This window comes from Kribbella sp. CWNU-51, assembly GCF_054073265.1.
In genome coordinates this window covers 222708-245806 of sequence record NZ_JBSXMZ010000009.1, presented here as the reverse complement: position 1 = coordinate 245806, position 23099 = coordinate 222708, and the positions used below count along the sequence as shown (strand labels likewise).

At 67.2% G+C, this 23099-nt stretch carries 23 protein-coding genes; 13 read left to right on the top strand and 10 right to left on the bottom strand.

The window, feature by feature from the left end:
* Positions 1-132 precede the first annotated feature (132 nt).
* Genes ACXC9Q_RS15020 through ACXC9Q_RS15010 form a run of 3 tightly spaced genes read left to right on the top strand, consistent with a single transcriptional unit; the run spans position 133 to position 3096 of the window.
* Positions 133-1512, top strand: a complete 1380-nt coding sequence (locus ACXC9Q_RS15020; RefSeq protein ID WP_457057120.1) for a DUF2252 domain-containing protein — start codon at positions 133-135, stop codon at positions 1510-1512.
* A gap of 52 nt (positions 1513-1564) precedes the next feature.
* Positions 1565-2392 (top strand): MIP/aquaporin family protein, encoded by an 828-nt coding sequence (locus tag ACXC9Q_RS15015; RefSeq protein ID WP_457057119.1) that lies wholly within the window; start codon positions 1565-1567, stop codon positions 2390-2392.
* 53 nt (positions 2393-2445) lie between these two features.
* Positions 2446-3096: a hypothetical protein gene (locus tag ACXC9Q_RS15010; RefSeq protein WP_457057118.1), complete on the top strand. Its 651-nt coding sequence runs from the start codon at positions 2446-2448 to the stop codon at positions 3094-3096.
* Between the two features lie 9 nt (positions 3097-3105).
* Here ACXC9Q_RS15010 and ACXC9Q_RS15005 read toward each other — a convergent pair whose 3' ends face one another.
* Positions 3106-3873 carry a CPBP family intramembrane glutamic endopeptidase gene (locus ACXC9Q_RS15005; protein ID WP_457057117.1) on the bottom strand — a complete coding sequence of 256 codons (768 nt, stop codon included), beginning with the start codon at positions 3871-3873 and terminating at the stop codon, positions 3106-3108.
* 186 nt (positions 3874-4059) lie between these two features.
* Between ACXC9Q_RS15005 and ACXC9Q_RS15000 the strand changes: the two genes are divergently transcribed.
* From ACXC9Q_RS15000 to ACXC9Q_RS14970, 7 genes are all read left to right on the top strand, one after another.
* Positions 4060-5229, top strand: coding sequence for a sensor histidine kinase (locus tag ACXC9Q_RS15000; RefSeq protein ID WP_457057116.1), 1170 nt, complete (start codon positions 4060-4062; stop codon positions 5227-5229).
* Positions 5226-5900 (top strand): response regulator, encoded by a 675-nt coding sequence (locus ACXC9Q_RS14995; protein ID WP_457057115.1) that lies wholly within the window; start codon positions 5226-5228, stop codon positions 5898-5900. The genes ACXC9Q_RS15000 and ACXC9Q_RS14995 overlap by 4 nt, the downstream gene beginning before the upstream one ends.
* 100 nt (positions 5901-6000) lie before the next feature.
* Positions 6001-6918 carry an ABC transporter ATP-binding protein gene (locus ACXC9Q_RS14990; RefSeq protein WP_457057114.1) on the top strand — a complete coding sequence of 306 codons (918 nt, stop codon included), beginning with the start codon at positions 6001-6003 and terminating at the stop codon, positions 6916-6918.
* The gene (locus ACXC9Q_RS14985; RefSeq protein ID WP_457057113.1) at positions 6915-7712 is read left to right on the top strand and encodes an ABC transporter permease; all 798 of its coding nucleotides are present in this window, start codon (positions 6915-6917) and stop codon (positions 7710-7712) included. Before ACXC9Q_RS14990 ends, ACXC9Q_RS14985 begins: the two co-directional genes overlap by 4 nt.
* Positions 7713-7909: 197 nt before the next feature.
* Entirely contained in the window at positions 7910-8326 is a 417-nt protein-coding gene (locus ACXC9Q_RS14980) for a nuclear transport factor 2 family protein (protein ID WP_457057112.1), read from the top strand.
* A gap of 172 nt (positions 8327-8498) precedes the next feature.
* Positions 8499-9176 (top strand): GAP family protein, encoded by a 678-nt coding sequence (locus ACXC9Q_RS14975; RefSeq protein ID WP_457057111.1) that lies wholly within the window; start codon positions 8499-8501, stop codon positions 9174-9176.
* A 101-nt stretch (positions 9177-9277) separates the two neighbouring features.
* Complete coding sequence (locus tag ACXC9Q_RS14970; RefSeq protein ID WP_457057110.1) at positions 9278-10096, top strand: alpha/beta fold hydrolase; 819 nt, start codon at positions 9278-9280, stop codon at positions 10094-10096.
* Between the two features lie 53 nt (positions 10097-10149).
* Here ACXC9Q_RS14970 and ACXC9Q_RS14965 read toward each other — a convergent pair whose 3' ends face one another.
* The 8 genes from ACXC9Q_RS14965 to ACXC9Q_RS14930 all read right to left on the bottom strand — a co-directional run bounded on the left by ACXC9Q_RS14965 (position 10150) and on the right by ACXC9Q_RS14930 (position 16939).
* The gene (locus tag ACXC9Q_RS14965; protein WP_457057109.1) at positions 10150-11109 is read right to left on the bottom strand and encodes an NYN domain-containing protein; all 960 of its coding nucleotides are present in this window, start codon (positions 11107-11109) and stop codon (positions 10150-10152) included.
* A 226-nt stretch (positions 11110-11335) separates the two neighbouring features.
* Positions 11336-11542: a hypothetical protein gene (locus tag ACXC9Q_RS14960; RefSeq protein WP_457057108.1), complete on the bottom strand. Its 207-nt coding sequence runs from the start codon at positions 11540-11542 to the stop codon at positions 11336-11338.
* A gap of 232 nt (positions 11543-11774) precedes the next feature.
* Complete coding sequence (locus ACXC9Q_RS14955; protein WP_457057107.1) at positions 11775-12176, bottom strand: hypothetical protein; 402 nt, start codon at positions 12174-12176, stop codon at positions 11775-11777.
* Positions 12177-12234: 58 nt separating this feature from the next.
* Positions 12235-13605: an arylsulfatase gene (locus ACXC9Q_RS14950; protein ID WP_457057106.1), complete on the bottom strand. Its 1371-nt coding sequence runs from the start codon at positions 13603-13605 to the stop codon at positions 12235-12237.
* 96 nt (positions 13606-13701) lie between these two features.
* Positions 13702-14046 (bottom strand): carboxymuconolactone decarboxylase family protein, encoded by a 345-nt coding sequence (locus ACXC9Q_RS14945; RefSeq protein WP_457057105.1) that lies wholly within the window; start codon positions 14044-14046, stop codon positions 13702-13704.
* Positions 14047-14154: 108 nt separating this feature from the next.
* Complete coding sequence (locus tag ACXC9Q_RS14940; protein ID WP_457057104.1) at positions 14155-15279, bottom strand: AI-2E family transporter; 1125 nt, start codon at positions 15277-15279, stop codon at positions 14155-14157.
* Between the two features lie 135 nt (positions 15280-15414).
* Positions 15415-15942: an ion channel gene (locus ACXC9Q_RS14935; protein WP_457057103.1), complete on the bottom strand. Its 528-nt coding sequence runs from the start codon at positions 15940-15942 to the stop codon at positions 15415-15417.
* 19 nt (positions 15943-15961) lie between these two features.
* Complete coding sequence (locus ACXC9Q_RS14930) at positions 15962-16939, bottom strand: SCO6745 family protein (protein WP_457057102.1); 978 nt, start codon at positions 16937-16939, stop codon at positions 15962-15964.
* A 132-nt stretch (positions 16940-17071) separates the two neighbouring features.
* Here ACXC9Q_RS14930 and ACXC9Q_RS14925 point away from each other — a divergent pair, with 132 nt between their 5' ends.
* Positions 17072-19306: a LuxR C-terminal-related transcriptional regulator gene (locus tag ACXC9Q_RS14925; RefSeq protein ID WP_457057101.1), complete on the top strand. Its 2235-nt coding sequence runs from the start codon at positions 17072-17074 to the stop codon at positions 19304-19306.
* A 6-nt stretch (positions 19307-19312) separates the two neighbouring features.
* Here ACXC9Q_RS14925 and ACXC9Q_RS14920 read toward each other — a convergent pair whose 3' ends face one another.
* Positions 19313-19663, bottom strand: coding sequence for a carboxymuconolactone decarboxylase family protein (locus ACXC9Q_RS14920; protein WP_457057100.1), 351 nt, complete (start codon positions 19661-19663; stop codon positions 19313-19315).
* Between the two features lie 194 nt (positions 19664-19857).
* On the opposite strand from ACXC9Q_RS14920, the gene ACXC9Q_RS14915 reads away from it, so the two are divergent.
* Entirely contained in the window at positions 19858-21426 is a 1569-nt protein-coding gene (locus ACXC9Q_RS14915; RefSeq protein ID WP_457057099.1) for a DUF1254 domain-containing protein, read from the top strand.
* 104 nt (positions 21427-21530) lie between these two features.
* Positions 21531-23099 carry a DUF1254 domain-containing protein gene (locus tag ACXC9Q_RS14910; protein WP_457057098.1) on the top strand — a complete coding sequence of 523 codons (1569 nt, stop codon included), beginning with the start codon at positions 21531-21533 and terminating at the stop codon, positions 23097-23099.

Below are 23099 nucleotides of genomic sequence, written 5' to 3'. Positions count from 1 at the left end.
CCTTCTCGGTATCAGGGTAGGGGTGGGGCGGAAGGGGGAGCCATGGCTGTGAAGACTGGGGGTAGCAGATCGGCGCGCCCTGCTGCGCGGGCGGTCCATAGGCCTTCGAAGCCGGCCGCGACACGAAGCCAGTTGAGCCGTGCGGACCGGGTCGCGCTGGGGAAGGACGCCCGGAGGCTCACTCCCCTGGAGTCGCAGGCGGAGTTCCAGCCCAGCGGGTCGCGGGATCCGGTGGGACTGCTCCTGGAGCAGGCGAAGTCGCGGGTGCCGGAGCTGGTGCCGATCCGGAACGGGCGGATGCTGGTGTCGGCGTTCACTTTCTACCGGGGGGCCGCGCTGCCGATGGCGGCCGACCTGGCCACGACGCCCACGTCGGGGCTGCGGGTGCAGCTGTGCGGAGATGCGCACCTGTCCAATTTCGGCGCGTACGCCTCACCGGAGCGGGAGCTGGTCTTCGACGTCAACGACTTCGACGAGACGCTGCCCGGGCCGTTCGAATGGGACGTGAAGCGGCTCGCGGCGAGCCTGGCAGTGGCGGGGCGGGACAACGGGTACCCAGGCAGACACCGCCGCAAGATCGTCCTCACGGGGGTGAAGGCGTACCGGAAGGCGATGCGCGCGTTCGCGAAGCAGACATTCCTGCAGGTGTGGTACGCGCACCTGGACATCGAAGACGCCATCGGGCAGTTCCGATCCCAGATGAAGCCCAGAGGGTTCAAGGAAACGGAGAAGCTGCTGGCCAAGGCCCACACCCGGGACAGCACCCAGGCGCTGCGCAAGCTGACCACGGTGGACGAAGGCCGTCGGCGGATCATCAGTGACCCCCCGATGATCGTCCCTGTCGAGGAGGTCTTCGCCGACGTACAGGCCGGCGAGGTGTACGAGCAGATCCGCACGGTGCTGGGCAAGTACCGGCGCACCCTGCAGTCCGACCGGCGGCACATGCTCGAGCAGTTCACGCTGGTCCAGGCGGCCCGCAAGGTCGTCGGCGTGGGCAGCGTCGGCACCCGCGCCTGGATCGTGCTGATGGACAGCGGAGACGGCGTCGAGCCGGTGTTCCTGCAGGCCAAGGAGGCACAGCCGTCGGTCCTGGCGGACTACTGCGGGCGCAGCCGGTACGCCAACCAGGGCGAGCGCGTGGTCGCCGGACAGCACCTCATGCAGGCCGAAAGCGATATCTTCCTCGGCTGGACCCACACGTTGGGCCCGGACGGAGTGGACCGGGACTTTTACGTCCGCCAGCTCAAGGACTGGAAGTTCTCCTTCCCGATCGAGGACGTGGCTCCCTCGGGTCTGGCGGTCTATGCCCGCGTGTGCGGACGGACCCTGGCCCGCGCTCACGCTCGCTCCGGCGACCGCGTCGCCCTGGCCGCCTACCTCGGCGGCTCGAGCGCCTTCGACGAGGCGATCGCCGACTTCGCCGAAACCTACGCCGACCAGAACGAACGCGACTACGCCGCGCTCCAGCGCGCCGTCAAAGACGGCAGGGTCGAAGCGACCACCGACATCTGAACCCGAAGCCGGGCGGTCCAGTCCGGACGGCTGACAAGGAAAGGGAGGCGTCATGGCAGACCCCGCCGTCGATCCCGATGCCGAGCGCATCGAATCGCTTGGGCACCGGTACTTCGTCCGGTTCGAGGAAGACACCCTGCGGCAACGGCCGTTGTGGATCCGGCTGATCATCGAGTTTCTGGGCACCTTCGTCCTGGTGACGGTGGCGGCCGGATCGGGTGTGATCAACCATTACGTGGGCAACGCACCGATCAGCAGGACCGCGGCGGTGATCGCGCCCGGGGCGGTGGTCATGGCCATGATCTATGCCTGGGGCCCGCTGTCGGGACTCCACATCAACCCCGCTGTGACCTTCGCCTTCACCGCCCGGGGAGTGTTTCCCACCAAATGGGTGGTGCCGTACTGGGTGGTCCAGTTCGCCGGAGCCATCGGTGCCGCATTGTTCTTGCAGTTGATGTTCGGCGACGTCAGTACGGGCGGGAACTACCCGGTCAACTCGTCCGGCGGGGAGTGGAAGTCGTTCGTGATGGAAACCGTCCTGACCGCGATCCTGGCCAGCATCATCCTCAACACAGCGACCGGCGCTCGAAGCATCGGCCACAACGCGGCGATCGCGGTCGGCTCGACGGTCGCGCTGCTCGGCTTGTTCGCCAGCCCGATCAGCGGCGCGTCGATGAACCCGGCCCGTACCCTCGGGCCCGACATCGTCGGCAACGACTACACGGGCTGGTGGGTCTATATCGCAGGACCGTTGCTCGGAGCCGCCATCGCTGTGGCGATCATCGGAGCTGTGCGCGGACTGCCGGACAAGGACGAGCTCGAGGCCGCCGAGGGCGGCGCCCTGCCGATGACCGTCACCCCCACGCCCGAAAGCCAGTGAGTCGGCGGCCCGCAGACATGTTGGCCCCCGGCCAGCGTCAGGAGCGTGTGGCGATGACGGCTGAACCGCCTGCGGGCCAGGCCGGCGAGCGCAGCCTGGAGGTTCGCTGGATGTTCCCGGGCCGGCTGGAAACCGCGGTGGCCGGATGGTTCGCGCGGTTCCCGATCGGGACGGAGTCACGCGAGGACAGCTACCTGCTGGATCCGCGGCTGCCCGGGCTTTCGGTGAAGATCCGCGGGGGCAGGGCGCTGGAGGTCAAGATGTACCACGGGAGCCCGGGAAACCTGGAGGTGGAGGGCCGCGCCAGGGGACGCCTGGAGTCCTGGCACAAGTGGTCCTTCCCGGTCAGCGTGGCCGACCAGGACAGCGGCAGCCCGCTCGGCTGGCGACCGGTTGGCAAGAACCGACGCATGGCCCATTTCGCGCTGGCCGGAGGACAGATCGTGGCGCGGCCCTCGGAACTGGACCAGGAGCCGCAGTGCGACGTGGAACTGACCGAGGTCAGCACCATCGGCCAATACTGGTGGACCCTGGGGTTCGAGGCGAGCGGTCCCGCCGAGCTGCTCCGAACCACCCTCGAGGCCACCGCCCACCTCGTCTTCAACCACCCCCTCCCCGGCGGTGCGGAGCCCGATCTCGACGAATCCAAGTCCTATCAGCAGTGGCTGACCCAACGCCTCGACCCCGAGACCGAGGGCTCTTGACATCGAGTGTCAGCGGAGGACGAGTGCGAGCGCGATCACGAAGAAGAAGATGCTTTGTGAGCTGTGGACCGCGATGCCGATCAGGGAGCTGCGCCAGCGGCGCGAGGGCAGGGCCTCGGCGAATGTGTCGACCAGGAACGTCTGTGGGATCACCCACGGCTCGTGCAGGTGATAGCAGGCGAAGAGCACGCCGTTGACGAGCCAGTCGGCTCGGCCGAATGTTCCCATCCGGGGCAGCAGCAGACCTCGGAACAACAGCTCTTCGCCGAGAGCGGTGTTGAAGATGAACACGATGACGAGCAGGGCGAACCAGATCCAGTTGCCGGACATCCACGCCTGCCCGCTGTCAGATCCGAGCAGCAGACCGAGGTCGCGGGACACCGGAGTAGGGAGAGACGGCAACATTTCTTCGAGGGCCAGCAGAGCCGTCAGCGGCAGGACCATCCACCAGAGCCGGTTGCTGCGCTTGCCGGTGCGCGGGCTGATCGGGGCGTTGAGCCACAGTGCGGCCTTGACGACCGGCCAGCGCAAGGTGCCCTGTTCGCGTCGTACGACGATGAGAACGAGGACGAACTGCCAGATCAATCCAGCCGCGAGGCACACGATGAGTGCTTGTGGAAGGGCCATCGGCCCCGAGAAAGCGTGCGCCAGGGCGGGCGCGACGACCCAGGCGAGTACTCCCATGGGAAGGGCCGCCGCTGCCCACACCTTCAGCACAGTGCCGCGGGACCAGGTCGGGATGTGGACTGCCCGGGTAGCGGTATCGGATGTCGTCATGTCGCCCACTCATTCGTTTCCGCGGGCTGAGGCTTGTCCTCAGCAATCCTTGGTGTTCACGACGCTATGGGCGGGTCCCCCCGGGGCGCGTCGTCGGAAGGCCTTGTTCACGGGGGCACCAAGCGATGAGTGGCCGTGCGACCTTGGTAGGACGCGACAACGATCGTGGTGACGTACGTTGACGAGGTGAGCCGAGCGCGGCTGTTCTTCTCGAAGTACGGTCTCGACGTCCTGATTGTGATCGCGGCGGTCGAGAGTGCGATCAGTACGGCGCGGCGCGACGACCCGGGTCACCCGACCGGCCTCCTGCTCCTGTTCGAAGTGCTCGCGGTCACCGCGATCGTTCTCACCCTGCTCGCGCGACGCCGCTTCCCCTTCGGCGCACCGGCGGTCACCTGGCTGTGGAGTGCGGCGCTTTCCTTCGTGGACGGCCTGCTCATCGTCGACAAAGCCGGGCTCTTCCTCGCCGGAATGGGTGCTGCCCTACTGCTCGGCAACCTGCCCCGCGACAGGCAGGCACGGGTCGGCCTGGCGATCGTGCTCGGCGGTGCGGCGATCGTCATCTACAACGACCCGAATCACGCGCGAGGCGACGTGATCTTCACGCCGGTGCTGTTCGCGATCGGCTGGCTGGTCGGCTACGCGCTCAGGGAGCGAACCGAGCAGACCAAGGCCGCCGAGGAGCGCGCGACCCGGGCCGAGAGAGAGCGAGAGGCGGCGGCTCGCGTCGCGGTGGCCGAGGAGCGCGGACGGATCGCGCGAGAGCTCCATGATGTCGTCGCGCATGCCGTCAGCGTGATGGTCCTGCAGGTGGGGGCTGTGCGCCACCGGATGCCCGAGACCGACACGGAGGATCGCGAGACCCTCACGAACGTCGAGCAAGCCGGACGCACGGCGCTCGCGGAGATGCGCCGCCTGCTCAACGCCATGCGACATGACGACGACGAACTCGAGCTCCTGCCGCATCCGGGACTCGGCAACCTCGACTCACTCGTGGACGACGTACGAGCCGCGGGGCTTCCCGTACGGCTCCAGATCAGCGGTGAGCCGGTCGCGCTGCCGCCAGGCCTCGACCTCTCCGCCTACCGGATCCTGCAGGAGGGGCTCACCAATGCCCTGAAGCACGCTCGTGCGAGCCAGGCGGAGGTGGAAGTGCACTACTCCGCCACAGAGCTTCGACTCGAAGTCCGCGACGACGGTCCCGGCGGTCCTTCCACCGACGCCGGTGTCGGCCACGGACTGGTCGGCATCCGCGAGCGCGTCAGGATCTTCGGCGGGGGCATGAGCGCGGGCACATCCCGGGCCGGCGGCTTCGTACTCCGCGCGCAGCTTCCGCTGGATCACGGTGCCGGATGACCATCCGTGTCCTCGTGGTGGACGACCAATCGATGGTACGGGCGGGGTTCCGGCTGCTGCTCGCCGACGAAGCCGACCTGGAGGTCGTGGCGGAGGCGAGCAACGGCCTCGAGGCCGTCGCCCAGGCAGCCCGCTTCCACCCGACCGTCATCTTGATGGACATCCGCATGCCGGAGCTCGACGGGCTCGAGGCGACCCGACGGATCCTCGCCGCCGATGCGTCCGCGCGGATCCTGATCCTCACCACGTTCGATCTCGACGACTACGTGTACCAAGCACTGCGAGCCGGCGCGAGCGGGTTCGTCCTCAAGGACGACCCTCCCGAGCAGCTGATCGCCGCTGTGCGAACCGTCGCCGCCGGAGATGCCCTCCTTTCGCCCGCTATCACCAAACGGGTGATCCAGCACTTCACCCGACTCCAACGACAGGCTCCGCCGAAGGCCGTGGACACGTTGACCACCCGCGAGACAGAGGTGTTCCGCCTGATCACGCGCGGTCTGTCCAACGCCGAGATCGGGCACGAGCTGTTCATCAGCGACACCACGGTGAAGACTCACGTCACCCGCCTGCTGCAAAAGCTCGCGCTGCGCGACCGTGCACAGGCGATCGTCCTCGCCTACCAGACGGGCCTCTTCGACACGTCCGAGACGCAACCGGACGACCCAAGCTGAGGGTCCTACCTGAGTAGGACCCTCAACTCATCGGCTGGTCGGACTGAAGCGCGACCTCATGACGACGCGCTGACGCCGCCGAGTTCCTAGCGTTTGAGACATGATCACCATCGACTCGCTGTCCAAGAAGTACGGCGCCAGCACCGTCGTGGACGACATCAGTTTCGTTGCGCCAGCAGGCCGGGTGACCGGCTTCCTGGGTCCGAACGGGGCCGGCAAGTCCACCTCGATGCGCATGATGGTCGGCCTCACCTCACCCACTTCGGGGAGTGCCACCATCTCCGGTCGAAGGTTCGCAGACCTTCCCAACCCAGGCCGAGAGGTCGGCGTGATGCTTGACGCTTCGGCCCAGCATGCCGGCCGCACCGGCCGCGAGATCCTCACCATCGCCCAGCGGACGATGGGGCTACCCGGCCATCGGGTCGCGGAGATGCTCGAGCTGGTCAGCCTCACCGAAACCGAGGCGAACCGCCGGGTGCGCAACTACTCGCTGGGGATGCGCCAGCGGCTCGGCCTCGGCACCGCCCTGATCGGCGCCCCGGCCGTGCTGATCCTGGACGAGCCGGCCAACGGGCTCGACCCGGCCGGCATCCGCTGGATGCGGGACCTGCTCCGCGACTACGCCGACCAGGGCGGAACCGTCCTGCTGTCCTCGCACCTGCTGCGCGAGATCGAGGTCGTTGCCGATGACATCGTGATGATCGGCAAGGGCAGGATCGTCTGCCAGGGCTCGAAGACGCAGCTCCTGCAGTCCGCGGGCACCGTCGCCCGAGCCGTGGACCTGTACGCGCTCAAGCGGGCGCTCGACACATCCGGTCTTCACACCACCGTCTCCGACGACGGGGCTCTGCGCACCGACGCGGACCCGGCACGGGTCGGACGAGTGGCGCACGAGGCAGGCGTGGCCCTCATCGAGCTGCGCACCGCCGACGGCGGACTGGAGGAGATGTTCCTTCAGCTCACCGCCGACACCCAACGAGAAAGGGCCGACACCCAACGAGAAAGGAAAGCCGCATGACCGCCATCGTCATCGACCCCGTCGACAAGCAGCGCGCCGACGTACACCCGGTGCCCCTGTCGCGAGTCGTCCAGGTCGAGCTGCGCAAGATGTTCGACACCCGTTCCGGCTTCTGGCTGATGGCGAGCATCGTCATCACCGCCCTGCTGACCACGATCGGGACGATCGCGTTCGCCCCCGACGCGGACCTCACCTACTACACCTTCGCCAAGGCGATCGGATTCCCGATGACGGTCGTACTGCCGATCATCGCGATCTTGTCGATCACCGGCGAATGGAGCCAACGCACCGGTCTGACGACGTTCACGCTGGTCCCGCACCGGAACCGCGTGATCGCGGCCAAGGTCGTCTCGTCGGTCGCCGTGGCCATCGCCTCGATGCTGTTCGCCTTCGTGATCGGAGCCATCGGCAACGTGGTGGGAACCGCGATCGCCGGGACGGACATGGTGTGGGACGTGTCGCTCGCCGAGGGCCTGAACATCGTGCTGGGCAGCCTGCTCTGTCTGCTGACCGGCACCATGCTGGGCATGCTGATCCGCAGCTCGGCGGCGGCCCTGGTGACGTACTTCGTCTACTCGCTCCTGCTGCCCACCGTCGCCGGCATCCTGGCCACCAGCCAAGACTGGTTCCGACACCTACAGCCATGGGTAGACCTCAACTACGCCCAGGCCGCCCTCTTCCAAGGCACCCTCACCGCCGAGCAATGGGCCAACGTCGCAGTCACAGCGTCAACCTGGCTCGTCTTGCCCTCCATCCTCGGCCTCCACCTGGTCATGAAGTCCGAAGTCAAGTAGATGCTCTGGCGATGTCACCGCCTCAGAGGCCCTGTTACTCAACCGAGCAACAGGGCCTCCGCCTCCCCACCATCGCGGCGAACGGCGCTTGCTTGAAACCGCCGCGAGGTGCTGTGTCTCCAGCCTTCCTCCGGTCGCGAAGGAGGTCACATGCGTGGCCTTACGTCCACGGTGGTCGCGGTCTAGGTTTTGTTGGTATGTCGACCATGCTCGAACGGCTCAGGGATGCGACGAACTCCCATGATGCCCGGGCGGTAGCGTCTCTGTTCGCCGAGGACTACCAAAGCGTCCAACCGCTTCACCCGAGCCGTGCTTTTGGTGGGCGCGCGCAGGTCCTGGAGAACTGGTCGTCGGTGTTTGAGGGTGTGCCGGACTTTGTCTCGGAGTTGATTGCCTGTTCGGTGGAGGGAGGGACCGAGTGGGGGGAGTGGGATTGGCGCGGTCATCACGCGGACGGCTCACTGTTCGCTATGCGCGGTGTCACGATCCTGATCGTGCGTGGCGGCTTGGTTGCCGCGGCGCGTTTGTACCTGGAGCCGGTCGAGGTAGGCGGCGGGGACATCGACGTTGCTGTCCAGGAACTGTACAAGCCCCCACCCGTCCAGTCCTCCTGATCCGTGCCTGACCTCCTTCGGTTGGTATGACGCCCCCCGCTACGCCCCTCAGCGTCACCGCCCTACCGACTTGCCGGCCGCGGCCTTCCTCGCTGAGGCATTGGGTGCCGGGTGCGCGATACTTCCGATGACGGGACGGCCTGGTATGCCAAGCCGGAAGCCTGGTCGTGGGGTGGAGATCGGAGACGCGATGGGGCAGGCGCTGCTTCAGCTAATACCGCTGGCCCTCGCGGCGGCGCTGAGCAGCGTCCCCATCACCGCCACCATCTTCCTCCTGCTGTCGGACAGCCGCAGCCGTTCCGGCCTGGGCTTCCTGGCCGGCACGGTGCTCGGCACCTTCGCCACAGTCGAGTTGGCGATTGTGGCCGGCCAGGCACTTCCCGGCCGACCGCGCCAACATGAGGCCCTCGTCGGGAAGCTCGAGGTGGTGATCGGCATTGTCCTCGTGCTGCTGGGCGTGGTGACCCTCGCGCGTCGGTCCCGCGCAGGGAGCGGAAGTGGACCGGGGTGGCTGGACAGAATCGGCACGTTCGGCATCCTGTCCGTGTTCGGCATCGGCCTGGTGCTGAACCTTCGTCCGAAGGCGCTGCTCCTGGCGGTGGCGGCAGGCCTGGCGATCGTCGAGTTGAACCTGGTGTTCCACGACGACCTCGGTCTGGTGGTCTTCTACACCGCGATCGCCACCTGCACCGTTGGCATTCCGATCGTGGCGACGCTCCTGTTCCCGCGGTGGATGGAACCTCGCCTCCTCTCGGCGAAGGGGTGGATCGCGGCGCACTCCACCACGGTCGGTGCCACGATGATGATCCTGATCGGCGGCTTCGTCATCGGCGTCGGGCTGAGCGGCTGAGCACGCCGCCCGGACGACGCGTCCAGTCATCCGTCTCGGATGATGGCTGCTTTCCCCGTCCATCCGACACTTGTCGGACGGCGGTCGAAGGAGTGAGCCGGGTGCGCTCGGAGCGTGACACGTTCACAGGCGGCGGGTGGACTGCCGGGTACATCAGCGTGCGCGGCCGGTCGGTCTACTACCGCCGCAGTCTCGGCGATGCAGCTGACGTCCCCATCGTTCATGTGCACGGCTTCGGCATCTCCGGCAGCTATTTGATGCCGACCGCACGGCTACTGACCGGGCGTCGGGTGAACCTGGTGCCCGACCTGCCCGGCTACGGTCGCAGCGAACGAGGCGAGCACGTGCTCGGCATTCCCGAGCTCGCCGAGACGCTCCTCGCCGTCCTCGACGAGATGCACATCGACACCGCGGTCCTGGTGGGCAACTCCATGGGCTGTCCCATCGGCCTCGAGATCGCCCACGCAGCGCCCGAACGGGTGCACCGCCTGGTTCTCGTCTCCCCGGCCGGCGGAATCCAGAACCAGCCACTTCCGCGCGCACTCGGCCAGCTCGGTCTCGATGTGATCCGGGAGAGCCCGCGGATGGTGCCGGTCGCCTTGCCCGACTATGTGAAGTTCGGGCCCTTGAACGGTCTGCGACTGTTTCACGAACTCACCCGGTTCCCATCCCTCGAGCGCCTGCTGCACGCGCCGGTTCCGTCGCTCGCCGTCCTGGGCGGCCGGGATCCGCTCATGCCAGGCCCGGATCGCGTACGAGACGTCGGTGGGCGGGCGCATGTCAGCGTGGTGGTGATCGAGCGCGCAGCACACGCCATCAACTTCAGCCACCCACGCGAGTTGGCGCAGGTGATCGACAACTGGCTCGATGGCCGCGATCCCTCCGGCGGTCCCGGGGTGCGCGTGGTCGACACCCAGTAGCACGGCGATCCGCGATCACCTCACAGTTCGCCACCGAGTGCAGCTAACGTCCGCTACTGTGCGGCCAGCGTCGGATTGAGCCGTACGAGCTGTGCGGAGGTTGTCTCGTCGAGTTCGGCGACGGCTTCCCGTGATCTCACGAAGTCCGAGAACGATCGGTAGCCGAGCGCCCGCTCGCTGAAGGACGGGTCCATCCGCTTCATCTGACTCTTCACCGCGGAACTGTGCAGCCAGTCTGCGTCGTCCTTCTCTTGTCCCAGGCGCAGCGCCCGTTCGAGGAGGCTCGTCGCCAGCCGCTGGGGGTCCTCGGAGTCGGGATCGGCCTCGTTGGGCACCGCGGCGCCCGCGCGCCTGATACGTCGCGAGGTTCCGGCGGGTGCGTCGGGTTCGGCCTTGGAGGTTGCCGGTTGTTCGGTCGCCGACTGGGAGGTGTCGATGGGTGTGACACCGGGCAAGGCGTCGTACGTCACGAGCTCGTCGCAGGCTGCGGCGAGCGATCTGCTGGTCGATCCGGCCACCCCCACGCCCACGACGTAGCGGCCAAGGCGCCGACAGCGTTGTGCCAAGGCGATGTAGTCGGAGTCCCCGGCCACGATCACCACATGGGTCAGGTCCGGGAGGCGGAACATGTCTTCTACCGCATCTACGGCCAGTCTGATGTCGGCACCGTTCTTGGCGTAGGCGGCGGCGGGAAACAGTTGCACCAGGTCCACTGCGCGGCTGACCAGTTGCCCTCGATAGTCGGCGTTGACGGGGTCTGACCAGTCCGCGTAGGCGCGCGTGAGAACGAGCGTGCCGAACGACGAGGCGAAGTCGATGACTGCGCCGATGTCGACCGTGGCGCGCCTGAGCTTGTCCGCGATGTCGGGCTCGGCCGACGTCTCCGCCCGGTCGAACGCCCGCACCTTGTCACGCTGGAACTGGCTACGACCATGCACCTGGTCGTAGCGCGAGATCACGATGTTGTCGAAGTCGATGTAGACGGCGACGCGGGTCACGCCGGGTTCGGCCATGGTTCCCCTCTCGATGGGATGTGCTCCCGACGCCATTCTGCCCAAGAACGCGAGCCAAGCCCCCATCCCACCGACCCACCACTAGGGATTGCTGACCCCCAGCGATTGCGGTCACACCCGGCGCACTGACCCCGGCGACGGCCCTGCCAACTGGCAGGCCTTCCTCGGCGTCGCAGCCGGACGGGGCGTGTTGTTCGCCCCGGGGAGGCCTTGCTTCGCGCTCGCCTCAACCTGCAGCCTCCTGTTCTGCCAGCGGGACGATCCCGGCTGGGGTGACCTTGAAGGTGCGGTCCCTCCGGATCAGGTAAAGGACGGCGCCCGCCGCAAGGACGTACACGACGATGTTGAGCACGAACGCCGTGTTGCCTATCGAGTCCGGGGCGTAGTCAGGTGTCAGGAACGTCCCGATGTCGAACAAGCCGTGCATCACCATTGCCACGACGATGAGCCCGAAGGCCCGGCGGAAGAAGTAGAACGCGGCGCCGCTGAGCGCCCCACCGGATGCCGGCGAGGCGCACCACCATCGTGGCTACGAACGCTCCGAGGAGCACCCAGGCCATTCGTGGCATCGGCAGCCGCTCCGGATCCGACGAATGGCAATGCACGCATGTCCGTGTCGCGGCAGTCGCATAGTTGGTCAGGCCCGAGCTGCACCGCGGATGGTGTTAGCGGAACGGCCCGAGCAGGCGTTCTTCCTGGCCGGCGGGCGTTGCCACCTCCACACTGGCGCTGCCCACCTTCAGCCGCATCACGGCGGGGTTGTCACCCAGCCGCTTGACCTCGCCGGGCGCCGCGGTGCGTTGCTCCTCGACGCCGTCGGCGGCGAGTAGCTCGTTGCGGAACAGGAACGGCGCCTTGGTCCAGACGAAGACGTCTCGGACCCAGCGACCGTAGCCGCGGCGCCACTTCGGCGCGATGCCGTCGAGCTGACCGTCGGCGAGGCGGATGGCTCCGCGGAAGGCGCCCGGTTGTCGGTCGACCCATCGCTTGCGAGCCAATACGAAGCCGAGGAGCACCACGATGACGATCAGGTTGACACCGAGCAGCGCCAGCAGCGCGATCAGCATGGCAGGCCCTCTGGGCTGAGGGCCCGCCGGTGCCGGAGGTGGTGCGTGGTGGTGGCCATCACCGGTACCCGTTGAAGTCCTGGCCGGTCTTGATGTTCGGATACTTGGCGAGGCTCTCCTTGTAGTCGGCAACGAACTTGAGGGCGACGCCCACCATCCAGCCCATATCCAGCTTGGTTTCCATGATGTTGTACAACTCGCCCGGGTCGCTGGCGAGGTCGAACAACATCGGCCACTGGGGCGTCACGATCGGCTGATCAATGCCCTCGCAGTAACGCAGGACCGCCTTCAAGTTGTGCCACTTGACCGACATCAGCGAACCATCGGGACCGAAGAACAAGATGCTCTCCCGGCCGCTGGTCTCGCTCTCGCCGAGCAGGAACCTCGAAGCGTCGATGCCGTCGATCGGCCGGTCGGTCGGCACCTTGTCCGAAGCCCCGGCCAGCGCCGCGAACGTCGGGTACCAGTCATGGGCCGACAACATCTCCTCGGTGACCACGCCCGCAGGCACCGTCCCCGGCCAGCGGACCATTGCGGCGGTCCGCATCGAGCCCTCCCACGGAGGTGTAACGAACGACCCGCGGAAAGGTCCATTCGATCCGCCCTGGAACGCGTGGGTCCCGCCGGCCGCGTTGTCACTGGAGAACACGATCAGCGTGTTGTCGGTGATCCCGGCCTCTTCGATGCAGTCCACGATCTGTCCGACGCGGTAGTCCATCTCGGCGATCAGGTCCGCGTACTGCCCCAACCGCGCCGGGGACGTCTGGTCGAAGTCCGGGTGCACCGCCTCCGGCGGATGCATGTGCGACAACCCAACATAGGTGAAGAACGGCCTATCTCCTGCAGCCTGTCGCTTGATGTACTCGGTCGTGTGCTCGACGATCAACTCGTCCAGAAGCGGGCGCACCTCCAGGTTCAGTTCACGCACCGCGGTCTGGGTGCCGCCCTTCGTCCCCTCCCAGAGCTGGGGCGCCTGGATCCCTTTGGCCTTGGCGATCGCATCGAACGTCGCGTACGACGTCCAGCCGGCCTCATCGACGCTGTTGCGGTAGCCCCACCATTCGTCGAAGCCCTGATCCGTCGGGAGCCGGCCCTCGGTGTCACCGCAATGCCACTTGCCGAACAACGACGTCGCGTAGCCAGCATCCGAAAGCAGCTCGGCGATCGTGTACTCCCAGGGCGCCAACCCGGCTTTCCCCTCGCCTGCGAACGGAATCCTGTACGTTCCCGATTGCACCGACTGGCGACCCGTCATGATCGCCGAACGTGTAGGCGTGCACTGCGCCTCGACGGTGTAGTTGTTGAACCGGATGCCCTCGCCCGCGAGCTGGTCGATGCGAGGAGTCGGCGTGCCCCCTCCGTACACCCCGAAATCGCCCCAGCCCACGTTGTCGCACAGGATGAACACCACATTCGGCTGGGTCGCCATCACGCACCTCCATTCGCGACAGGCAACGGCAACACCGCGCCTGCTGCGTCGAGTCCGGACATAGTCGTCCTGTCAGAGCCAGATGAAGCCGCTGGCTCAGTCACTGGTGTCGAGGTCGTCTTCCAGGTCTGCCGTGGCCACGTCGATGGCGACTTCGAGCGCCATCGCGATGCGGCCTGTTGCCGCGGCGACGCGCGACGTTCCGACGATGGGTGCGATCGCGGCGAGGACGCCGCGTACGTCGTCGGCGTTGAGGCCGACCTCGGCGTCGACGGCCAGGTTCAGGGCGTAGGACACGGCAGGTGCACCGCTGGCCACCAGGGCGGCGAGTCTGACAAGCGCGATGGATTGCACGTCGAGGCTCGACGTGGCCACGGAATCGACGGTCATGCGCTCCAGGAGGTCGAGAACGGGGGTATCAGATGCGGTGGGATCCGACATGGCTTCTCCTCAGAAGGTCTGCTGCGACGGCGAGTCCGACGCCGCAGCCCACCCTGCGCCTGCGGCCGGTTCGAGGCATCATCCAGGTTGAATGAACCCAGCACGAACTCATCCGAGGGGTTCCTCTTGGAGCGGTTCGGGCGCGGCCTTGGACTTCGGCTGCTTGTCCGGTGCCGGCGTACCAGCGATGAGGGGTAAGGCCCACCGTGTGCGGGGGTCGGCTTCGACCAGCAGGGCCCGGGTGAGCAGTGTGAGTGGTACGGCGAGGATCGCGCCGAGTGGTCCGATGACCCAGGTCCAGAACACCAGGGACAGGAAGGTCAGCATCGCCGTGAGTCCCACGGCGTCGCCCACCACGCGTGGCTGGATGACCGACTGGATCAAGAAGTTGATCACGCTGTAGACGACGATGACGGCGATCATCGTCCCGGGGCCGCTGTCCAGCAGCGCGATCAGCGCGGGTGGGATCACGCCGATGACGAAGCCGATGTTGGGAATGAAGTTGGTGACGAACGCGAGCACGGCCCACACGAACGCCCCGGGTACGCCCATGATCTGTAAGGCGATGCCGTCTAGCACCGCGACGACGAGTCCGAAGCCGGCTGAGACGCCCATGTAGTTGCGAGCGCCCCGCGCGAAGTTGTCCAGCGCGGCCACAGGGTTGGGAAAGTGTTCGCCCACCGTGGCCAGACCCCGGCGGGTGGAGTCGGTGTCGAAGGCCATGAAGAGCAGGACGGTGAACAGGAAGAAGAGATTGCTGACGACTCCCAGCGTGCCGGAAAGTATCGACATCGCGAGGTCGACGATCCGCGCCGGGTCGATCGCGTGGACCACGGCGTTGATCTGATCCTGCTTGACACCGAGACCGCGCAAGGTGTTGCCCACGCTCGCGACCGCCTCGTTGATCTGGGCGGCGTACTGGGGGAGCAGCGCGGCCAGCTGCGCCACCGAGACGATCAGCGCGAGGGTGAGGAGGAAGAGCAGCAGGTAGGCGGCGAGCAGCATGACGATCGAGGCGGCCCACTCGGGAAGACGGTGCCGCTCGAGCCGGCGGCGGATCGGGTGCAGGGTGACCGTGATGACCAGGGCCAGGAACACCGGCCCGATGATGTCGGCGATGGACCGGATCCCGACCAGGACGATCGTGAAGGCGGCGGCCCCCAGCAGGAGCGTCAGGGCGAATGGCCGGGCCCGCTCGTAGACGTCGCGTGCGGTGCTGGGCGTGCTCGTCATCTGATTCCTCCTGTCGCCGCCGGTAGGTACGACAGTCGGCGGCCGCGGGTCACCTGGCGATGTCGCGTCTGCATGCTCCATGCAACCGCCGTACATCCGATGCTGAATCACCTACATCGTGTGAAATGCCACCCGTCAGGTCTCGGTGTCGGTGTTCGCCTTGCCCTGTTTCACGGCCCCGAGGATCACCTGGATGCCGAGTCCCAGCACTACGAGGTCCAGCAGCATCTGGGCGGTGACGACGAGCCGGGTGGTCTCGGCTTTGGCCGAGATGTCGCCGAAGCCGACCGTGGTGAAGATGGTGACGGTGAAGTAGATCGAGTCCGACCGGGTCAGCGGCTCGGTGAACATCGCGGCATCGTTGAGGCTCAGGACGAAGTACGTGGACGCGAACAGCAGCAGGAAAAGGGGAGTCGTGGAGGCGAGGGCCTGGACGGCGCGGACGCCCGGATAGTCCGAGCGGACTATCGCTCGCACCTGCCAGGCGATCATTCCGGTGAGCAGCGCAATGCCGACCACGAGCACGACGAACACAGCGATGTCAGACCGGCTGTCTAGTGGCAGGACGTAGTACAGGGCAACCATCACTACCGCGGTGACGAGTGCCCGGAGCAGTCCCCGCGTGATCAGCCACCGTCGTCGCCGCGCAGTCAGTGGCTTCATGGGCGCAGTTCGTTCATCGTCAGGCTTTCTCGCCGTACTGCGCAGCTGCGGTGTCGATGGTCAGCCCGGAGCCGAAGTGTGGTCCGCCGCCGACGTTGTAGACCCCCGCGATCCGCTGTGGGTAGGAGCCGGCGTCGATGATCGCCTCGGACCAGGCGTCAAGGTGTTCGAGCAGCTCGTCCAGGTCGTTGCCGAGTGCGTCCAGGAGCGGCCGTTCGAGTTCGTCGGTGCGGACCTCGATCTCCTCTCGGAATGCCCGTCCGGCGTCGGTGATCCGCTCGTCGGAGGTCATCAGGCCCCGTTGCTGGAGCCGGGCGAATCCGGCGTCCATGTCAGCGTCGGTCCAGCCGCGGCTCGGGGCGTAGGCGCGGGCCGGTACCCCCCAATACTGTTCGGTCAGCAGCAGGATCTCCATGGCGTCGACGCCGCCGACCGCCCAGGAGATGACGTGACTGTCTCCGCGGTGCTCGCGCACCAGGTCCGCGGCCCGCCACATGTCACCTATCGGGGTGCCGGGGAAGCCCTCCGAGCGCAGTCCTGAGTAGATGGCCCGACCGGCCCACGGCGCCGCGTCGGCCGCCCGCCGCAGCAGGTCGGTGACCCTGCCCAGGCCCTCGGGCTTCTCGCCGAGCACCCGCTGTAGCATTTCGGTCGCACCTTGCAGCCGGGCCTCGAGGATCGGCTCCCGGTCGGTGATCCGCCAGCCGGCTTCCACGCCAGGTACGACGACCTTCGGGTTGAAGCAGCCGAAGGCGGCAGCCACGACCTCTCCCGGCACGTGGCCCAGGCTCGCGCCCCGACTGGTGAAGTACGCCTTCATCTCCGGTCGGCTGATGCCGTCCTTGCCCACCACCTCAGTGGAATCGAACCCCAGTTTCCCGTAGGCCGCGTGCGCCTCCGGAGCGAAGTACACCCCGGCCGCCACCGGTTCCACCGCATTGCGCAGCCGTCGGGCGCGTTCGTTGTAGTCGGTCGCCATGATGACCTCCGTCGTCACTGCTCGCTCGATGCTCCGATCGCACTCGTAATGAGAAGGCGCCGCATCATGCAGACTGCGTGAACCCGTCTGTCCGGCTTTCATACGCGGGGGATGAGGTCCTCCTGCCCCGGTAAACGTAGGTTCAAGGTCGTGTGGGACGGACCTGGCGCCGCGGTTCAGCTTGATCAATCCCTGCTCGAGGCCAAGCTCTCGATTCCACAGCCTCGCCGGGGGTCGGTCAGTCGCGCCGCGATCATCGATGCGACGCGGGCCGGCGGCTGCCGCGTCGTCGGTGTGACCGCGCCCGCGGGCTACGGCAAGACGACCCTGCTGGCGCAATGGGCGCTCGTCGAGGATCGTCCGGTCGGCTGGGTGTCCCTGGACCGCTACGACGACGACCCCGCGGTTCTGCTCACCCTGCTGGCCTCGGCCTTCGCCCGGGTCTCGCCGCACAACGCCGGCCTGGCCGCCGACATGGGCGGCCTGTGCGTGGATGTGTTGGGACGTGCCGCGCCCCGCCTCGCCGCGGCGTTCAGGTCGAGTCCGGAACCGTTCGTGCTCATCGTGGACGATCTTCATGAGCTCCGTGCGTCGGCCTGTCACGACGCCCTGGGCGTGGCGATCTCGGGGATACCCGACGGCTCCCAGCTGGTCGCCGCAAGTCGGTTCGAGCAGCCCCACCTGCCACGGCTCCGCGCGTCGGGCGACGCGGTGGAACTCGACGCGGGCGACCTGGCCCTGGACGAGACCGGCGCCGAGCAGATCTTCGCCGAGGCTCGCGTCGGCATCTCTCATGAGCTGGCGGCCGCGGTCACCGAGCGGACCGAGGGCTGGCCGGTCGGTCTCTACCTCGCCGCTGTGATCGCAGGCCACGACCGCGACCGGGGGCTGGAAGTCTCCGGCGACGACCGTTATGTGGCCGACTACCTGTACCGCGAATCCTTGATGCTGCTGCCCAAGAAGACCCAGCGCTTCCTGCGGCGTACGGCGGTGCTCGACCAGCTGTGTGCCCCGCTGTGTGATGCCGTCACGGGCGAATCCGGCGGGCAGGGACGGCTGCGCGCTCTGGAGGCATCGAACTCGTTCTTGATCCCGCTCGACCGGCACCGGGAGTGGTTCCGCTACCACGCCCTGTACCGGGAGTTCCTCCTCGCGGAGCTGCGGCGCGTCGAGCCCGAGGTCCTCGTCAAACTGCACCTGCGCGCCGCCGACTGGTACGAGTCGAACGGATCTCCGGGCCTGGCCGTCGAGCACCTGTTGAACACCGCCGTGGCAGACCGGTGCGTCCAGCTGGTCACGGCCCTGGTGCTGCCGACGTACAACGCCGGCCAGATGTCGACCGTCCAGCGATGGCTCTCGACGCTGGGCGACTCCGCCGTCGAGGGATATCCACCGCTCGCCGTACTGGCAGGCTGGGTGACCGCATTGACCGGGCAGACCGCGGCGGCCGAACGGTGGGCGGCGATCGTGGATGCCGCATCGTTCGACCAGGTGCCGGTGGACGGTACGGCATCGTTCGACTCCGCTCGAGCCATGCTGCGCGCCGTCGTGTGCGCCTCGGGACCTGAGCAGATGATGGTCGACGCCAACGCCGCGGTAGCCCAGGAGCCGACGTGGAGCCCGTGGCTCGACACGGCGGTACTACTGTCCGCGCACGCGCAGTTGCTCGCTGCCGACCTGGACGAGGCGCGGGTGCTGTTCGTCGAGGCGGTCAGTATCGGGACGACACTCGGCAACACCGACACGGTCGTCGACGGCGAGGCCGAGCTCGCACTGCTGGCGATGGATCACGGGCACTGGGACGAGGCGACCGAACGCGTCGAACGGGCGGTCGCGGTCATCGACGCGCATCGGATGCAGGACTACGCGGTCAGCGTGCTGGCCTTCGCCCTGGCGGCTCGCCTTGCGGTGCATCGGGGCGACCTGGAGGGGGCGGACCGAGAGCTCGCCCGGGCGATGCGAGCACGTCCGTCGTGCACGTTCGTGCTGCCCTTCTTCGCGGTGCGCGCCCGGTTGCAGCTCGCCAAGGCGTACTCGACACGAGGCGATCAGGCCACCGCTCGCCATCTCCTGCGAGAGATCGACGAGATCCTGCGCCACCGGCCGGCCCTGGGCGCGCTCGTCGAACAGGTAGCGGAGGTCCGCCAGACCGTGGCAGCGAACGCCCAGAGCGCGGCGACCCGCGCAGCACCCCTGACCGGAGCGGAACTGCGGCTGCTGCCCTACCTGCAGACGCATCTGACGATCGGCGCGATCGGGGAACGGCTGTTCGTCAGCCGCAACACCGTCAGCTCCGAACTCGCGTCGATCTACCGCAAGCTGGGCGTCTCCTCACGCAGCGACGCGGTGCAACAGGCCACCAGGATCGGTCTGCTCGGCGGCTGACCCCGATCACCCACCAGGCAGGATTCCGAAGGCGTCGTCGACGTCTTGCCCCAGCGCCAGCGCCAGCTTCGGGGCCGCCGCAACCACGACCGGCAGCCCGACGACCGGAATGACTGCCACCAGCACCTCGACGATCTCGGCAGCCGTCGCGCCGGCATCGACCGCGGCATCGGCCTGAGCGCCGTACGACGGAACCGCTCCGCCGACCGCGACCAGAGCAGCAAGCCGCACTAGCGCGACCGTTCTCGCATCGAGAATCGGATCAAGCCCCGGCTGGGTGTCCGCGCTGCCGAGGACATCTGCAACGACCTGGTCGTCGTGGAGTGAGAGGCGGCGTAGGACGGCGGTGTAGTCCAAGGGACGCTTCCTTTCCGGCCTCCACGGCCCGACCCGTCGTCGGACAGGTCCCGGTTCGGGACAGTGCCATTGAACGGCGGAGCTGTCACCGCTCGCATCACTCACATGATGTGAATTCACACGAACAGCGTGATGACCGTGGCAAAGGCCAGAACTACGTTCCAGCCAGAGGAAACGATCTGGAGGAGGCCGCGATGCCCGCCGATGTGACCAAGACGCCTGTACCCACCGCGATCATGACCCCGGCGAGGGTGGAGGCAGGGATCGGTGTCCTGGAGTTCACCGACGGCTACCCGACGGGCGGGACCGCGGAGAAGCTGCGCGACCACCTGGACTACCTGCACGGCGTCGAGACGTTCATGAACACCTTCCAAGGTGTGTCGACCTACGCCCTGCGACAGGGCTTCCTGGAGGTCGGGATCGCGGACGGCGATGTGATGATCTGCTCCGAGTTGATGGACTCCCGGTCGCTGTTCCTGACCGGCAACGCCGACACGGTCTACTTCTGGGCGTTTCTCGACCTGTCGCAGGGACCATTGGTGGTGGAGACTCCCGCCGATACGCTCGGCCTCTTCGACGACATGTGGTTCCGCTGGATCAGCGACTTCGGGCTGCCCGGTGCGGATCGCGGCCAGGGCGGCACCTACCTGCTGGTCGGCCCCGGGTACGACGGGCCCCTGCCCGAAGGCGGGTACTACGTCCGCCAATCGCGCACGAACCACCTGACCATCGTCGGACGTGCGTTCATCAACGAGAACCCGGGCATGGACCCCGCGCCGACCGTCGCCAAGGTCAAGGAGCAGCTGAAGATCTACCCGTACGCTCCCGGCGGCGTCGGCAGCAGCATCGGCGCCTTCCTGACGGGGGAGGGTCGTCTCGGTCAGCCGGCCGGTCCGCAGAGCCCCCGGTTCGTGGAGGGAACAGGGCTGGCGTTCAACACCATTCCGCCCGCCGACTTCGGACACTACGAGCTCCTCGACGCCCTCGTGCAACTGGAGCCGGCCGAGGCGCTCGACACCGAGCTCGCCGGCCAGTTCGCCGCGATCGGGATCGTCAAGGGCGAGAAGTTCGCCCCCGACAAGCGGCTGCGGGCGATCCTCGATGAGGCGGCGGCTGTGGGCAACGCCGCCTCCCGGACCCTCGGGATGGGGGCCCTCCCGAGCGACGACTTCCGGTACTACGAGGGTGGCTCCGCATGGTGGAACATGCTGTGGGTCGGTGGGTTCGAGTTCACCAACCCGCCGCCACTGGTCACCCCGGACGGGATCAAGCTCTTCCCGAACCAGGGGGCTCGTCGGCTGCACGGACGCACGTCGTTCCTCTATACCGCGACCTGCATCACCCCCGCCATGTGCATGCGGCTGACCGGCGTCGGTTCGCAGTACCTGGTCAGCAACGTCGATCCCGACGGCGAACCCTTCGACGGCGCGAAGACCTATCGGCTCAGACTTCCCAAGGAGATTCCCGCCGCCCGCTTCTGGTCGCTCACCCTCTACGACAACCAGACCCGCTCCATGCTGCAGACCGAGCAGCTCTATCCCCGGGCCGGCAGCCAGGAGTACCCCTCACCCGCCGCGGAGCCCGAGGCCGACGGCTCCACGGTGGTCTACTTCTCGCCCACCAAGCCCGATGGCGTTGCTCCGGGCAACTGGATCCAGACCGACCCCGAGCGGGGCTGGTTCACCCTCCTCCGCCTGTACAGCCCGCTGCAGTCCTTCTTCGACAAGTCCTGGCGACCAGGCGAAATCGAAGCAGCGAAGTAGTCCGCCTGCCGGCGCAGCGCGAGCTTCACCCAATCAGAGTGATGCCCCTGCCAGGGTCCGAAAACTACGTTCCAGCTGGAAGAACCGATCTGAAGGAGCCCGCGATGCCCGGTGCTGTGACCAGAACGCCTGTACCCGCAGCGATCACGACTCCATCGGCTGTCGAGACGGCGATGGGTCCCCTGGAGTTCACCGACGGCTACCCGACGAGTGCTACGGCGGACAAGCTGCGCGACCACCTGGACTACCTGCACGGCGTCGAGGCGTTCATGAACTCGATCCAGGGCGTGTCGACCTACGCATTGCGGAAGGGGTTCCTCGAGGCCGGCATCAACGACGGCGACGTGCTGATCTTCTCCGAGCTGATGGACTCCCGGTCGCTGTTCCTGACCGCGAACGCCGACACGGTGTACTACATCTCCTTCCTTGACCTGTCCGACGGTCCGCTGGTGGTGGAAACTCCCCCGGACGCCTTGGGCGTTTTCGACGATCTGTGGTTCCGCTGGGTCAGCGACTTCGGGCTGCCCGGTGCGGATCGCGGCCAGGGCGGCACCTACCTATTGGTCGGCCCCGGGTACGACGGGCCGCTGCCCGAAGGCGGGTACTACGTTCGCCGCTCGCGCACCCACCTCGTGATCCTGCTCGGTCGCTCGTTCATCTCCGAGAACCCAGGCAACAACCCCGGACCGACCGTCGACAAGATCAAGGAACGGACCAAGATCTACCCCTACACTCCCGGCGGCGTCGGCAGCAGCATCGGGGCCTTCCTGACGGGGAAGGGTCGTCTCGGTCAGGCCGCCAGTCCGCAGAGCCCCCGGTTCGTGGAGGGAACGGGGCTGGCTTTCAACACCGTCCCGCCGAACGACTTCGGACACTACGAGCTGCTCGACGCCTTGGTACAGCTGGAGCCGGCCGAAGCGCTCGACACTGAGATCGCCGGCCAGTTCGCAGCGATCGGGATCGTCAAGGACGAGAAGTTCGCCCCCGACAAGCGGCTGCGGGCCATCCTCGACGAAGCGGTTGCCGTCGGCAACGCCGCCTCCCGGACGCTCGGGATGGGCGCCCACCCGACGGAGGGCTTCCGCTACTACGACGGCGACTCTGGCTGGTGGATCTCGCTGTGGGTCGGTGGGTTCGAGTTCACCAACCCGCCGCCCGAGATCACCAAGGAAGGGATCAAGCCCTATCCGAACAAGGGCGCCCGCCGGCTGCATTCGCGCACCTCGTTCTTCTACACCGCAACCGGGATCACGCCCGCTATGTGCATGCGGCTGACCGGCGTCGGCTCGCAGTACCTGATCGGCAACGTCGACTCCACCGGCGAAGCGTTCGACGGTGCGAAGGCCTACCGGCTCCGCCTGCCCAAGGACATCCCGGCGGCCCGGTTCTGGTCGGTCACGCTCTATGACAACCAGACCCGCTCGATGCTGCAGACCGAGCAGCTTTATCCCCGTGCCGGGAGTCAGGAGTACCCCTCACCCGCCGCGGAGGCCGAGGCCGACGGCAGCACCGTCGTCTACTTCTCGCCGGCCCGGCCCGATGATGTTGCCCCCGGCAACTGGGTCCAGACCGACCCGGAGAAAGGCTGGTTCATCATCCTGCGCCTGTACAGCCCGCTGCAGCCCTTCTTCGACAAGTCCTGGCGAGCGGGCGAGATCGAACCGGTGACCTAG